Annotated in this window: 13 protein-coding genes and 1 riboswitch; of the genes, 7 read left to right on the top strand and 6 right to left on the bottom strand. The window is 45.5% G+C overall.

All coding sequences use genetic code 11. From position 1 onward, the window contains the following. Window positions 1–174 precede the first annotated feature (174 nt). A complete protein-coding gene (gene glyS, locus ACED46_RS07205; protein ID WP_017058814.1) occupies window positions 175–2,241 on the bottom strand; it encodes a glycine--tRNA ligase subunit beta in 2,067 nt (688 codons plus the stop codon). Window positions 2,242–2,243: 2 nt separating this feature from the next. Further along, window positions 2,244–3,161 (bottom strand): glycine--tRNA ligase subunit alpha, encoded by a 918-nt coding sequence (gene glyQ / locus ACED46_RS07200; RefSeq protein ID WP_017058815.1) that lies wholly within the window; start codon window positions 3,159–3,161, stop codon window positions 2,244–2,246. 210 nt (window positions 3,162–3,371) lie between these two features. Further along, a riboswitch (yybP-ykoY riboswitch) is annotated at window positions 3,372–3,547 on the top strand. 34 nt (window positions 3,548–3,581) lie between these two features. Here glyQ and ACED46_RS07195 point away from each other — a divergent pair. Beyond that, complete coding sequence (locus ACED46_RS07195) at window positions 3,582–4,136, top strand: TMEM165/GDT1 family protein (RefSeq protein WP_017055491.1); 555 nt, start codon at window positions 3,582–3,584, stop codon at window positions 4,134–4,136. Between the two features lie 151 nt (window positions 4,137–4,287). Next, the gene (locus tag ACED46_RS07190) at window positions 4,288–4,542 is read left to right on the top strand and encodes a hypothetical protein (RefSeq protein ID WP_017058818.1); all 255 of its coding nucleotides are present in this window, start codon (window positions 4,288–4,290) and stop codon (window positions 4,540–4,542) included. A gap of 83 nt (window positions 4,543–4,625) precedes the next feature. Here the strand turns inward: ACED46_RS07190 and tusA are convergent, their stop codons facing one another. Continuing rightward, window positions 4,626–4,877, bottom strand: coding sequence for a sulfurtransferase TusA (gene tusA, locus ACED46_RS07185; RefSeq protein ID WP_004736675.1), 252 nt, complete (start codon window positions 4,875–4,877; stop codon window positions 4,626–4,628). Window positions 4,878–5,026: 149 nt separating this feature from the next. Between tusA and ACED46_RS07180 the strand changes: the two genes are divergently transcribed. Continuing rightward, a complete protein-coding gene (locus ACED46_RS07180) occupies window positions 5,027–5,212 on the top strand; it encodes a hypothetical protein (protein ID WP_004736674.1) in 186 nt (61 codons plus the stop codon). 156 nt (window positions 5,213–5,368) lie between these two features. Beyond that, window positions 5,369–6,310: a LysR family transcriptional regulator gene (locus tag ACED46_RS07175; protein WP_017058819.1), complete on the top strand. Its 942-nt coding sequence runs from the start codon at window positions 5,369–5,371 to the stop codon at window positions 6,308–6,310. Between the two features lie 135 nt (window positions 6,311–6,445). On the opposite strand, the gene ACED46_RS07170 is transcribed toward ACED46_RS07175, so the two are convergent. The 3 genes from ACED46_RS07170 to fadB form a co-directional block, all read right to left on the bottom strand. Further along, a complete protein-coding gene (locus tag ACED46_RS07170; RefSeq protein WP_017058820.1) occupies window positions 6,446–7,426 on the bottom strand; it encodes an MDR family oxidoreductase in 981 nt (326 codons plus the stop codon). A 242-nt stretch (window positions 7,427–7,668) separates the two neighbouring features. Beyond that, complete coding sequence (gene fadA, locus ACED46_RS07165) at window positions 7,669–8,832, bottom strand: acetyl-CoA C-acyltransferase FadA (RefSeq protein ID WP_371721160.1); 1,164 nt, start codon at window positions 8,830–8,832, stop codon at window positions 7,669–7,671. Window positions 8,833–8,858: 26 nt separating this feature from the next. Next, entirely contained in the window at window positions 8,859–11,030 is a 2,172-nt protein-coding gene (gene fadB, locus ACED46_RS07160) for a fatty acid oxidation complex subunit alpha FadB (RefSeq protein WP_371721159.1), read from the bottom strand. Window positions 11,031–11,257: 227 nt separating this feature from the next. Here fadB and ACED46_RS07155 point away from each other — a divergent pair, with 227 nt between their 5' ends. From ACED46_RS07155 to hemG, 3 genes are read left to right on the top strand one after another with little or no spacing between them, the layout of a single operon-like run. Further along, window positions 11,258–11,881 carry a YigZ family protein gene (locus ACED46_RS07155; protein WP_017058823.1) on the top strand — a complete coding sequence of 208 codons (624 nt, stop codon included), beginning with the start codon at window positions 11,258–11,260 and terminating at the stop codon, window positions 11,879–11,881. Window positions 11,882–11,915: 34 nt separating this feature from the next. Further along, complete coding sequence (locus ACED46_RS07150) at window positions 11,916–13,373, top strand: TrkH family potassium uptake protein (RefSeq protein ID WP_371721158.1); 1,458 nt, start codon at window positions 11,916–11,918, stop codon at window positions 13,371–13,373. 10 nt (window positions 13,374–13,383) lie between these two features. Then, window positions 13,384–13,911: a menaquinone-dependent protoporphyrinogen IX dehydrogenase gene (hemG, locus tag ACED46_RS07145; protein WP_017058824.1), complete on the top strand. Its 528-nt coding sequence runs from the start codon at window positions 13,384–13,386 to the stop codon at window positions 13,909–13,911. Window positions 13,912–14,036 lie beyond the last annotated feature (125 nt).

The raw sequence follows: 14,036 nt of genomic DNA, 5'->3' as shown, positions 1-14,036 counted from the left end.
GTTATAGCAAACAATGCCCTCTACAGTCTGAGTGCTGTTTCATTCAGTTAATCAATAAGACCTCTACAAACAAATGCTTGGTTCACAAAAACAAAAAGGGAAGCTTTCGCTTCCCTTTGGGTGTTTACCGTTAATTACTCAGAGTATGACTTAGAGTAATTGTCTCACTTGTGCTTATTTTTGCAGTAGAGAGATGTCAGCAATCTGTAGGAACAGGTTACGTAGGTTGTTCAGTAGCGTTAGACGGTTCTTCTTAAGCGCTTCGTCATCAGCCATAACCATTACGTTATCGAAGAATGCATCAACTGGTTCACGTAGATCAGCAAGCTTGCTTAGGGCTTCTTGGTAGTTACCTGTTGCGAATGCTGGTTCTAGTGCTTCCGTCATTACTTCAACGTTTTCAGCCAGTGCTTTCTCTGCGTCTTCTTGAAGAAGCGTTAGGTCGATTTCAGCTGGTAGCTCGCCATCGAATTTCGCAAGGATATTACCTACACGCTTGTTCGCTGCTGCTAGTGCTTCTGCTGCTTCCAGTTCACGGAAGTGAGAAACCGCTTTAACACGTTGGTCAAAGTCAGCAGGCTTAGTTGGACGACGTGCTAGTACCGCTTGGATGATATCAACGCTGAAACCAGCATCTTGGTACCATGCGCGGAAACGACCTAGCATGAAGTCGATAACGTCAGCTTCTACGTTTTTGTTAGTCAGCTTGTCGCCTAGTAGCTCTTTCGCTTTGCCGATCAGATCGGTTAGGTCTAGGTTGTAGCCGTTTTCAACGATGATACGTAGCACACCTAGAGACGCACGACGAAGTGCAAATGGGTCAGAACCTTTTGGTGCTTGGCCAATACCGAAGATACCTACGATAGTGTCTAGCTTGTCTGCCATTGCTACTGCTGAAGAGATACCAGTGCTTGGTAGATCGTCACCCGCGAAACGAGGCATGTATTGCTCGTAAAGTGCCAGTGCAACTTGCTCGTCTTCACCGTCGTGAGTCGCGTAGTGCATGCCCATCACACCTTGAGTATCCGTAAATTCGAATACCATAGAGGTCATTAGGTCACACTTAGCCAGTAGGCCAGCACGCTTAGACTTTTCAACGTCAGCATCGATTTGCTCAGCAATGTAGCCTGCAAGCTCTGTGATGCGGTCTGTTTTGTCTTTGATAGTACCCAATTGCTTCTGGAAGATAGCCTGGTCTAGTTCAGCAAGACGGTCGATAAGCGGGCGCTTACGGTCTGTGTTGAAGAAGAATTCAGCATCAGCAAGACGTGGGCGTACCACTTTCTCGTTACCTTCGATAACGTGACGAGGCTCTTTAGACTCGATGTTCGATACGAAGATGAAGTTCGGTAGTAGCTTCTTGTTGTCATCGTAAACAGGGAAGTACTTTTGGTCACCCTTCATGGTGTAAACCAAAGCTTCAGAAGGGACTTTTAGGAATTCTTCTTCAAACTTCGCTGTCAGTACTACTGGCCATTCAACCAGAGACGTTACTTCTTCAACAAGGTCATCTTCTAGGTCAGCTGTACCGCCAACCGCAGCTGCCGCTTTTTGCGAATCAGCAAGGATGATCGCTTTACGCGCTTCGTAATCTGCCATTACTTTACCGCGCTCTTCTAGGATCGCAGGGTATTGGTCAGCAGAGTCGATTGTGAACTCTTGTTCGCCCATGAAACGGTGGCCACGGATAGTACGAGCAGATGCTACGCCTAGGATTTCGCCTTCAACAAGCTCATCACCTAGTAGTACTGTCAGTGTTTTTACTGGACGGATAAATTGAATGTCTGAGTTACCCCAGCGCATTGCTTTAGGAATTGGTAGGCCAGCCAGTGCTTTCGCAGCAATGTCCATCACCAATTCTTGAACTGGTTTGCCAGCTACTTCTTGTTTGAAAAGAAGCCACTCGCCTTTGTCTGTTTTCAGACGGTCAGCTTGCTCAACAGTAATACCGTTACCACGAGCCCAACCTTGTGCCGCTTTGGTCGCGTTGCCTTCAGCATCGAATGCCACAGAAACAGCAGGGCCACGTTTCTCAACCACTTTGTCTGCTTGGCCTTCAGCCAGTGCAGTTACTTTAAGTGCTAGACGACGAGGTGCTGCGTACCACTTGATGCCTTCGTGAGAAAGCTCAGCCGTTTTAAGACCTGCTTCAAAGTTAGAAGCAAACGCTTCTGCTAGAGAACGAAGTGCTGTTGGTGGAAGCTCTTCCGTACCCAGTTCAATTAGAAAATTCTTCGCCATGATTATTTACCTTCCTTCTTACACATTGGGAAGCCAAGCGCTTCACGTGACGCGTAGTACGCTTCAGCAACTGATTTAGTCAGGTTGCGGATACGAAGGATGTAACGTTGACGCTCTGTTACAGAGATAGCTTTGCGCGCATCAAGGATGTTGAATGCGTGACCTGCTTTTAGAATGCGCTCGTAAGCTGGAAGCGGCAGTGGCTTCTCAAGCTCAAGTAGCTCTTTACACTCTTTCTCGCACTGGTCGAAGAAAGTGAATAGGAAATCTACGTCTGCGTGCTCGAAGTTGTACGTCGATTGCTCAACTTCGTTTTGGTGGAAGATGTCACCGTAAGTCACGTTAGAACCGTCTGGTGCTACGTTCCATACTAGGTCGTAAACAGAATCTACTTCCTGGATGTACATTGCTAGACGCTCGATACCGTAAGTGATCTCGCCAGTTACTGGCTTACACTCAAGGCCGCCAACCTGTTGGAAGTAAGTAAACTGAGTTACTTCCATGCCGTTTAGCCATACTTCCCAACCAAGGCCCCATGCGCCTAGTGTTGGGTTTTCCCAGTTATCTTCAACGAAGCGAATGTCGTGAACAAGTGGGTCAACACCAAGAACCTCTAGGGAGCCTAGGTACAACTCTTGGATATTGTCTGGCGATGGTTTTAGCGCTACTTGGAATTGGTAGTAGTGCTGCAGACGGTTCGGGTTTTCACCGTAACGGCCATCGGTCGGACGACGAGAAGGTTGAACGTAAGCTGTAGACATTGGCTCTGGGCCAAGTGCTCGTAGACATGTCATTGGGTGAGAGGTGCCTGCACCTACTTCCATATCTAGAGGTTGAACAATGGTACAACCGTTTTGAGCCCAGTAATCCTGCAGCGCGAGGATCATTCCCTGGAAGGTTTTGATATCGTATTTTTGCATAGTCAGGTTCGCGCGATTCTTTTAAATGAATGAGAAAAATAACCTCTGAGTATACCGAGATATTCGTAAAGCGAGTAGGGGTAATCTTGTTTAATTAGTGGTCTAAAATGTCGTTTAGTGGATTTTTTTGCCTTTAATGTTTGTTTTTCGGCACAAGTGGATATTTTGATAAGTTTGACACTTGTGTTTGAAAGCGTGGGTGATTAAAATCTCGCGGTCTTTGGGGAGTAGCTTACTTATTCATATCCTATTGAATGAGTTCGTTCGTCAACATAATTGATGCAAAATCATCATGGCGTTCGAGGCAACCACCACCTTGGTGGCGCTTAGCAAGACCTTAGACAAGCATCGTGAACCGGGATGGGGCGCGAGGTTTGTCTTTGGTTAAATATAATAATCTCCATCCCAAATGAGCATGTCGTGAGCGTTTTAGCAATTTCAATTACAACTGTCGCCTTAGCCGAGATCGGTGATAAGACCCAGTTGCTATCCCTTTTATTAGCCAGTCGATATCGAAAACCGATACCTATCATTGCGGCTATCTTCTTTGCCACCATTGCCAATCATGCCCTTGCTGCATGGCTCGGGGTTGTGGTCGCCGACTATCTTTCACCTGAAGTATTAAAGTGGGTGCTGGTGGTTAGTTTCATCGCTATGGCGGGCTGGATTCTGATTCCGGATAAGTTGGATGACGATGAGCAGATATCAAACCGAGGCCCGTTTGTCGCCAGTTTCATCGCCTTCTTCATTGCTGAGATCGGTGATAAAACCCAAATTGCGACCTCTATTCTAGGGGCTCAATATTCTGATGCATTAACGTGGGTGATTCTGGGTACTACGATCGGTATGCTGCTGGCGAATGTGCCTGTGGTGATCATCGGTAAGCTCTCTGCGGATAAGATGCCGCTTGATCTGATTCGTAAGATCACAGCCTTGCTATTCGTGGGTTTAGCTATCGCTGCTGCTTTCTATTAACAGGTGGTATTGAGTCTTATTATACTCAATCAGTAGAGTAATGTGTTGTAGGTCATACTCTTACAGTATTGTGGGGTTTATCGAGCGAATGGACATATAACTGTCATACTTGTCATGATATTTTAATCTTGTGAGTTAAGAACACGAGGGCATGATTATGTTGACGCGTTATATGGGTATTACTCCACAAAGCCAAAGTTATCTTTTTACCTTTGGTCTTGCACTTACACTATTAGGCATGGTGTTGACGGACATGTGGCTGCCAATGGTCGCGGGTGCCATCATCATGACTGCACTTGCGGTAGAGGCTTGGATTCGGGTCGCGCATATTATTCCGATGCGCAAAGATATCCGAGAAATTCAGCATCAGCTGGAGCATCTGCAAAACAAATCTAGAAGCGAATAAACAAAAAGCCGCTCGTACTCTGAGTTCTGTTTAAGAACATAAGGTACGAGCGGCTTTTTTGATACTTGATAGTCGGTGGGGCGTTACGCCTCCAATCCCTTTCTGATCAAATACTGGTAAGGCAACGTTTCTGTTGCTTGGCCTACCAACTGGTGATCCATGAATCGACAAAAGCTCGGAATATCTCGAGTTGTCGAAGGATCGTCAGCTTTTACCAGTAACACATCGCCATCCTGCATGTTTCTAATTGTCTTCCTGACCATCATTACTGGTTCCGGGCAACGCAGGCCTTCAGCTTCTAAAGTATGGGTTGCCAGTTCAGGTTTGAATGTCATGGTTTGTATCTCTATATCTATCTAACGAGTGAATAATACGTCTGCAGAAAAAATATGCAATAAGTGCTTGGCAAACAGAATCATTTCCTATAACTTAGTTAACAAGTTGATAACAACTTAAAGCAAAGGCAACTAGCTAAGGAGTGGCGATGTTGACAGGATTAGATAGATTAACAATTTATTCGGTTCTCTGTTTTATTTCTTTTTGTGCGTTAGTACTACGCTCATCGACAGAGACCTCACTGATGCCTATTTTTGGCATAGTAGCAACGATTATTGGTATTTGGGTAGAGATGCGCCGTTGGCAAGGCATAGCCGAAGAGCAAGAGCACTAACCCGAATACAGCAAGCGAATTCCGATACGACAACATTCCGACACTATCCCCCAATTTTCTTGGGCTTCCCCGCGTAATTGCGGGATTTTTTTTATCTAAAGCATGCTATAAACAACTTAGTGACTAATGGCAATCGTATACAGCTAGGTAAGTGGCGTGGAATTAGAAGACATCTATCGTAGAGACCTTAATTTATTGGTCGCTTTAAAGGTATTGATTGAAGAGGGCAGCGTAAGCCAGGCCGCGCTTCGTCTTAACTTAAGCCAATCCGCAACCAGTCGAGTATTAGGGCGTTTAAGAGAATTACTAAACGATCCGTTGTTTACACGTCAAGGTCAGCACCTTATTCCTACCAAGAAAGCACTCGAGATCAGTCAGCGTATTGATCAGCCTTTGGAGTCTTTTCGCCAATTGCTGAGTCCGAGTGACTTTGACCCTTACTATTGCAGCGAACGTTTTCTGATCGCTACCACCGATTATGCGATGCAAACCATCTTGCCTTATGCGTTGCCTAAGATTTATGAACAAGCACCCAATATCTCTTTGGAGTTTGCTCCGTTGCAGCATGAGCATTTGTTTAAACAGCTCAGCACCGAACGCGTTGATATGGCGATCTGTCGTCCGAGTGGCAGTATTGCACCACTTCATCAAGAAGTCTTGGGGCCGGTTGGTGTGTCGTGTCTGTTATCTAAAAACCATCCATTAGCCGATCAACCTTTAAGCCTTGCAGACTATGTTTCACTCCCACATGCGATGATTGCGATCAGTGATGGTGTTAAGGCTTTATTGGACAACGCTTTAGCTAATCAACAACCCAGAAAAATGGTACTGCGTGCTTATCACCTTGAAGCGGCATTGGCGATTGTCGATAGAATGCCGTTGGTGATTACTGTGCCTGCTGATTTGGCTTATTTGGTAGCAGAGCGTTATGACTTGGTTGTTAAGCCATTACCATTTGAATTTATGCCGTTTGATTACTCACTGATCTGGCACTCGCGTTGCGATTCTTCTGCTTCACAACAATGGTTAAGAAGAGTGGTAAAAGAAGAGTGTGGTGAGTTGATTCAAAAACGGATTGCGGATGTCGGTTTGGGTTAACCGGATCTGAGTCTGAGTTCACTTGACCCGAATGACAAAAACGCAAAAGGGCTGATAAAAATCAGCCCTTTGTTGTTTTGGGTTATCCAAGCCTAAAGCTGTTGCTTAAGGTTTGATAACTTTATGTTTGAGAGCCTATAGTTTAATGACTACGCGACCAGTGATTTGACCGTTAGTGATGTCTTCTGCTGCTTGAATTGCACCGTCTAAAGACACTTCTTTGGTTGCTTGAGCGTAGAAAGATTCTGGTAGTAGCTCAGCCAGTTGTTCCCACGCTTTAATACGTTTTTCACGAGGGCACATTACAGAATCAACACCTTGTAGGCGAACGTTACGCAGAATGAATGGCATTACCGTGGTTGGTAAGTCAAAACCGCCTGCTAGACCACACATCGCAACCGCACCGTTGTAATCAATTTGCGCCAATACTTTCGCAAGCACTTTGCTGCCTACCGTATCGATAGCGCCAGCCCACAGTTGTTTTTCTAGTGGCTTAGCTGGTTCTTCTAGTTCAGCACGCTCTACAATACGTGTCGCGCCTAGTGATTTAAGTAGTTCACCGTTTACAGAAGCACGGCCAGTCACTGCTGCCACTTTGTAGCCCAGTTGGTTTAGTAGAGTGATAGATACGCTACCTACACCGCCACTTGCGCCGGTAACTAGGATTTCACCGTCTTCAGGCTTGATGCCAGCATCGACAATAGCTTGAACACAAAGCATTGCTGTGAAGCCTGCTGTACCAATCGCCATTACTTTCTTAGCGTCTAGACCTTTAGGCATCGGCACTAACCAGTCACCGTTTAGGCTTGCTTTCTCAGCCATGCCGCCCCAGTGACCTTCACCAACACCCCAACCAGTTAGAACCACTTCGTCGCCTGCTTTGTAGCGAGGGTCATCAGATTGTGAAACCACACCAGAAAGGTCGATACCAGGAACCATAGGGAAGTTGCGAACAATGCGCCCTTTACCTGTAATCGCCAAACCATCTTTGTAGTTCAAAGAAGAGTAGCTAACATCAATCTTCACGTTACCTTCTGGTAATTGAGATTCTTCAATTTGAGAAACTGACGCGATAGTTTTTTTGTCTTCTTGGTTTAGTACAAGTGCTTTAAACATGATCTGCTCCGTGGAGGAATATTAGGAAACTGAAGTAACTTTAGTTGAATCATCCGAGAAAAAATAATGAAACATCAACATTGAATATATGCGTTTTGTGCATAGATGTCAGGGTTGGTTTTTCTCTCGTTGAGTTAGCTGAACACAATCGATGCATTGTTGGATGCCAAGCAATAAAAAGTGCAGCTATATAAATATAGCTGCACAAAAGATTACCCTTCAAATATTACAGTCAGTAAACGCTATGGGCGTTCAAATACCGTTGCAATACCTTGGCCTAAACCAATACACATAGTCGCCAAGCCGTATTTCACGTCTTGTGCTTCCATCAGGTTGATTAGCGTCGTCGAGATACGAGAACCAGAACAGCCTAGTGGGTGACCCAGAGCAATCGCACCGCCGTTAAGGTTTACTTTCTCGTCAACAACATCCAGTAGACCTAAGTCTTTAGCACAAGGTAGAGATTGAGCAGCAAACGCTTCGTTTAACTCAATCACACCCATGTCTTCAATGGTTAGTCCTGCACGTTTAAGTGCTTTTTGGGTTGCTGGTACTGGGCCGTAACCCATGATTGAAGGATCGCAGCCAGCGATAGCCATAGACTTCACGCGAGCGCGAATCTTAAGGCCAAGTGCGTTAGCTTTCTCTTCGCTCATGATAAGCATTGCAGAAGCACCATCAGACAGAGCTGATGAAGTACCTGCTGTTACTGTGCCGTTTGCTGGGTCAAATACCGGACGCAGCTGGGATAAGCCTTCAACTGTTGTCTCTGGGCGAATGACTTCGTCGTAATCCAGAGTGAACAGAGAACCGTCTGCAGCGTGAGCTTCGGTTGGCAGGATTTCATTTTTGAAACGACCTTCAACCGTAGCTGCTTGAGCGCGAGCATGTGAGCGTGCTGCGAATGCATCTTGGTCTTCACGGCTAATACCGTGCATTTTGCCTAACATCTCAGCGGTTAGCCCCATCATGCCGGCCGCTTTTGCTACGTGTTTTGACATGCCTGGGTGAAAATCAACACCATGGTTCATTGGTACGTGGCCCATGTGCTCCACACCACCAATCAGGCAGATTTCAGCATCACCAACCATGATAGAGCGAGTTGCATCATGCAAAGCTTGCATAGATGAACCACATAAACGGTTGACTGTTACAGCACCAATCTCAATCGGTAGACCAGCAAGCAAGGCAGCGTTACGTGCAACGTTGAAGCCTTGCTCTAGTGTTTGTTGTACACAACCCCAGTAAATATCTTCAATTTCGACAGGGTTTACTTCTGGGTTGCGCTCTAAAATGCCGTTCATCAAATGTGCAGACAGATCTTCAGCACGAGTGTGACGGAAAGCTCCACCTTTGGAACGTCCCATTGGGGTGCGAAGGCAATCAACAACAACTACATTTTTCATTTTGCTATTCCTTTTCCAAATGTGGGTTACAGAGAACTGGCTTGTTGGCTGTCGTAAAAGCTTTCGCCCTTCGCTGCCATATCAAGCAATAGCTGAGGAACTTGGTACATTGCACCTAAGTCTTGGTAGCCTTTCGCCATTTCAACGAAGTTACCAATGCCCACACTGTCTAAGTAGCGGAATACGCCGCCTCTAAATGGAGGGAAGCCTAAACCGTAAACCAGTGCCATATCCGCTTCTTGCGGTGTCGCGATAATGCCTTCTTCTAGACAAAGCACCACTTCGTTGATCATTGGAATCATCACGCGCTGGATAATTGTTTGGTCATCAAAATCTTGTGGTGCTTGACATACGTCAGCCAAGATAGGAAGAATGTCTTCAGAGAAGGTCTTCTTCGGACGACCACGCTTGTCTACGCTGTATGTGTAGAAACCGCTACCGTTTTTCTGACCGTATTTTTCAGCAACGTAAAGTGCATCAATCGCATCACGACCTTCTTTGCCCATACGCTCTGGGAAACCTTGCGCCATCACAGCTTGTGCGTGGTGTGCAGTGTCTAGGCCTACAACGTCTAGTAAGTAAGCCGGGCCCATTGGCCAACCGAACTTGCGCTCCATCACTTTATCGATCTTAGTGAAATCAGCACCGTCGCGTAGCAACATGCTGAAACCGCCAAAGTAAGGGAAAAGTACACGGTTAACGAAGAAGCCTGGGCAGTCGTTAACAACGATTGGGGATTTACCCATCTTCGCTGCGTAAGCAACCACGCGATTGATGGTCTCTTCTGAAGTTTGTTCACCACGGATGATCTCAACCAAAGGCATGCGATGCACAGGGTTAAAGAAGTGCATGCCACAGAAGTTTTCTGGGCGCTTCAGTGATTTCGCTAGCAGGTTGATCGGAATTGTAGAGGTGTTTGATGTTAGAACCGTGTCTTCACCAACCAAACCTTCCACTTCGCTCAGTACTGCTGCTTTTACTTTCGGGTTTTCTACTACTGCTTCAACAATCACATCCGACTGTTCTACACCCGCGTAATGCAGGCTTGGAGTAATAGAAGACAGAATACCTGCCATCTTGAATCCATCTAAGCGACCGCGTGATAAGCGTTTATTCAACAGCTTAGATGCTTCGTTCATACCTAGATCAAGCGATGCTTGTGCGATGTCTTTCATCATCACTGGCACGCCTTTTAGAGCTGATTGGTAAGCAATACCGCCGCCCATGATACCTGCACCAAGTACGGCTGCACGCTCAGTTGCTTTGTTTGCTGACTTACCCGCTTGTTTCGCTAAGCCTTTGATGTACTGGTCATTCAGGAATAAGCCAACTAATGCTTTTGCTTCTTCCGATTTCGCTAGCTTAACGAAGTGCTTACGTTCGATGTCGAGTGCTGCATCGCGATTGCTGCGTGCTGCTTCTTCAATCGCAATCACAGAAGTAATCGGAGCTGGGTAGTGAGGCCCTGCTTTTTGAGCAACTAAGCCCTTCGCCATGGTAAAGCTCATCATCGCTTCGAGTTTGCTTAGTGAAAGCGCTGATGTCTTTTGTTTACGGCGTAGCTGCCAGTCTAATTTTTCATTAGCAGCCAGAGAAATGGTATTGATTGCCGATTCTAGTAACTGGTCTGTTTCAACAATCGCATCTAACAAGCCAACTTTAAGCGCTTCATCTGCACGGCATGCTTTGCCTTGCGTGATAATTTCCATTGCGCTGTCAGCACCGATAACACGAGGTAGGCGTACACAACCACCAAAACCAGGCATGATGCCAAGTTTGGTTTCAGGTAGGCCAATGCTGGTGGTCTTGTCACCGATACGGAAATCGGTAGCGAGTACACATTCACAGCCGCCGCCAAGGGCATGGCCACGCATCATTGAAAGAGTTGGGACAGGAAGGTCTTCGAGCTTGCTGAAGATTGAATTAGCGAATCTTAACCATTCATCAAGTTCTGCTTCTGGCTTAGCAAATAGGCCAAGAAATTCAGTGATGTCTGCGCCTACAATGAACGCGTCTTTGTTTGAAGTTAAGATTAAACCACGTAATCCTGCGTGAGCATTAAGAGCATCTAACGCTTTATCTAGTGATTCTAAAGTAGCAAGGTCGAGTTTGTTTACAGAGGCTGGTGCACAGAAGCTTAATTCCGCAATACCATCTTGTAATTCCTTTACCTGTAGGGTGTTAGCTTGGTAAATCATTGTCTATCTCCATGACATACAATCCACGATTGTTTGAGAGAATCTTGTTATCTTTCTATTATTGTAGAATATCTGGTAAGACCAGTTATCTTAGTCTGTACCTCTGCTTGATTAATTTCAATACATTTTTTAAACAATTGTTTAACATTGTGCGGTGGCACAGATCCTCTAACCCTTATTATTCACGCGTGATACACTTCGTCGCTCTTATTAACTAAGTTAACGATATGAATGAACAGCCTTATTTAATACCTTCTGCGTCGGCTCTGTTTGAAGAAGAGATAAAAAAGAGCGTCTTTATTACGCATCTTGCTCATACTCCAAGTGTTGAAGCTGCAAAACAGTTCGTAGAACAGGTGAAAAAAGAGCATTCTTCAGCACGACATAACTGTTGGGGTTTTGTTGCTGGTCGACCTGAAGACTCAATGCTTTGGGGTTTCAGTGATGATGGTGAACCCTCGGGTACAGCGGGTAAGCCTATCTTGGCGCAACTATCGGGCTCTGGTGTCGGTGAATTAACGGCTGTTGTGACGCGCTACTCTGGCGGAATTAAGCTTGGAACCGGCGGTTTGGTTAAGGCTTACGGCGGTGGCGTACAACAAGCTCTCAAGCTGCTTCAAACTATCGAGAAAAAAATAACCACAAAATTACGGCTAGAGTTAGACTATGGCTTTGTGCCGATCGCACAATCCATCATGGCTCAGCATCAGGCTGTTGAGGTCCAAGCGGATTATGGTGTTCAAGTTGAGCTTATTATTGAAATAGAGCTCCTTCAGGTAGATTCGTTTACCCAAACCATGATCAATAAAAGCGGTGCTAAGGCACTGGTAACGAAAGTCAAAGACAACTAGGAAGTGTGAAGCATTTCGCTTCGTTCAATAGCTCATGCAATTTCGCTCAATTATTCGAATCGTCGGATTATTATTAGCACTTTTTAGTGTATCAATGCTTGCTCCTGCGCTCGTCGCACTGATCTATCGAGATGGTGCGGGTGTGCCATTTGTGACGACCTTCTTCGTTCTCTTATTCTGTGGAGCAACTTGCTGGTTTCCAAACCGACGTTATAAGCATGAATTGAAAGCGCGTGATGGCTTTTTGATTGTTGTTCTGTTTTGGACGGTAATCGGTAGTGCGGGTGCGCTGCCGTTTTTGATCGCCGATAACCCCAATGTGTCGGTAACCGATGCTTTCTTCGAATCCTTCTCTGCATTAACTACGACAGGTGCGACCGTAATTGTCGGCCTCGATGATCTGCCTAAGGCGATTCTTTTTTATCGTCAGTTCCTACAATGGTTTGGTGGTATGGGTATCATCGTATTAGCGGTAGCTATCCTCCCTGTTCTGGGTATCGGTGGTATGCAGTTATATCGTGCTGAAATCCCGGGTCCAGTAAAAGATAGCAAGATGACTCCGCGTATTGCTGAAACGGCAAAAGCGCTTTGGTACATCTACCTGAGCTTAACCATTGCTTGTGCAGTGGCGTTTTGGCTTGCTGGGATGAGCTTCTTTGATGCCATCAGTCATAGCTTCTCTACTATTGCGATTGGTGGCTTCTCGACTCACGATGCGAGCATGGGGTATTTCAATAGCCCTGCGATCAACATGATTACAGTTGTGTTCCTTCTTATATCCGCATGTAACTATTCGCTTCACTTTGCTGCATTTGCTTCAGGTGGTGTGCATCCTAAGTATTATTGGAAAGATCCTGAGTTCCGCGCCTTTATCTTTATTCAGGCAGTACTGTTCTTGGTTTGTTTCTTATTACTGCTCAATTATCACTCTTATGATTCGTACTACGATGCTTTCGACCAAGCCTTGTTCCAAACCGTGTCTATCTCTACGACCGCGGGTTTTACAACGACGGGTTTCTCAGAGTGGCCATTGTTCTTACCCGTACTGCTTTTGTTCTCTTCTTTTATAGGGGGATGTGCAGGTTCTACGGGTGGTGGTATGAAAGTGATTCGAATCTTACTACTTACTCTGCAAGGTGCTCGTGAAATGAAGCGTCTTGTTCACCCACGGGCTGTCTATACCATCAAGGTTGGCGGTTCTGCACTACCACAACGTGTTGTAGATGCGGTCTGGGGCTTCTTCTCTGCATACGCATTAGTGTTTGTGGTTTGTATGCTGGCTCTTATTGCAACTGGTATGGACGAGTTGAGTGCTTTCTCTGCGGTAGCGGCGACATTAAATAACCTTGGCCCGGGCCTTGGTGAAGTCGCGGTGCACTTTGGCGATGTGAACGACAAAGCAAAATGGGTACTTATCGTATCTATGCTGTTTGGCCGATTAGAAATCTTCACCTTATTAATCTTATTGACCCCTACGTTTTGGCGTAGCTAAGGACAACATTGTGGCAAAAGTTCTATTTTTGTATTCAAGCCGTGAAGGGCAGACCAAGAAAATCTTGAACTATATAAAAGAAGAAATGAGTGAGTTCGAATGTGAGCTTCAAGATCTGCACACTATTGGCAAGGTGGACTTTGCTCAGTACGACAGAGTGTTGATTGGCGCATCGATTCGTTATGGCCACCTTAATAAGAAGCTATATCAATTTATTGATGCCAACCTTACTCAGTTGCAATCAAGCAAGGTTGCGTTCTTCTGTGTTAACTTAACGGCGCGTAAAGAAGACCAAGGCAAAGATACACCAGAAGGCAGTGCGTATATTAAGAAGTTCCTTACCAAGTCTCCATGGCAGCCGACTTTAATCGGTGTATTTGCAGGTGCCCTCTATTACCCACGTTATAACTGGTTCGATAGAACCATGATCCGCTTTATTATGAATATGACAGGTGGTGAAACGGATACAACGAAGGAAGTTGAGTACACAAACTGGGAAAAAGTCTCTTTGTTCACTGAAAAACTGAAGAATATGTAAGATAAAAGCCTACTTTTGAGGCGTTTTGAGTTCTTTTTAATCGAACGAATAAAAAAACGAAAAAAACTTAAAAAAGGGCTTGCCAGTGTGATCGAAATCTCTATAATGCCACCTCGCTGACACGG

This window comes from Vibrio sp. 1S139 (genome assembly GCF_041439475.1).
Lineage (GTDB): Bacteria > Pseudomonadota > Gammaproteobacteria > Enterobacterales > Vibrionaceae > Vibrio > Vibrio crassostreae_C.
The sequence above is the reverse complement of the archived record's forward strand: the minus strand, read 5'-3'. Positions and strand labels throughout refer to the sequence as shown.

Bases quoted from the DNA above. Each gene is read 5' to 3' on its own strand.
- glyQ (WP_017058815.1), bottom strand. From the start codon at position 3,161: ATGCAAAAATACGATATCAAAACCTTCCAGGGAATGATCCTCGCGCTG.
- tusA (WP_004736675.1), bottom strand. From the start codon at position 4,877: ATGACATTCAAACCTGAACTGGCAACCCATACTTTAGAAGCTGAAGGC.
- ACED46_RS07180 (WP_004736674.1), top strand. From the start codon at position 5,027: ATGTTGACAGGATTAGATAGATTAACAATTTATTCGGTTCTCTGTTTT.
- fadB (WP_371721159.1), bottom strand. From the start codon at position 11,030: ATGATTTACCAAGCTAACACCCTACAGGTAAAGGAATTACAAGATGGT.
- ACED46_RS07155 (WP_017058823.1), top strand. From the start codon at position 11,258: ATGAATGAACAGCCTTATTTAATACCTTCTGCGTCGGCTCTGTTTGAA.
- ACED46_RS07190 (WP_017058818.1), top strand. From the start codon at position 4,288: ATGATTATGTTGACGCGTTATATGGGTATTACTCCACAAAGCCAAAGT.
- fadA (WP_371721160.1), bottom strand. From the start codon at position 8,832: ATGAAAAATGTAGTTGTTGTTGATTGCCTTCGCACCCCAATGGGACGT.
- ACED46_RS07150 (WP_371721158.1), top strand. From the start codon at position 11,916: ATGCAATTTCGCTCAATTATTCGAATCGTCGGATTATTATTAGCACTT.
- ACED46_RS07170 (WP_017058820.1), bottom strand. From the start codon at position 7,426: ATGTTTAAAGCACTTGTACTAAACCAAGAAGACAAAAAAACTATCGCG.
- glyS (WP_017058814.1), bottom strand. From the start codon at position 2,241: ATGGCGAAGAATTTTCTAATTGAACTGGGTACGGAAGAGCTTCCACCA.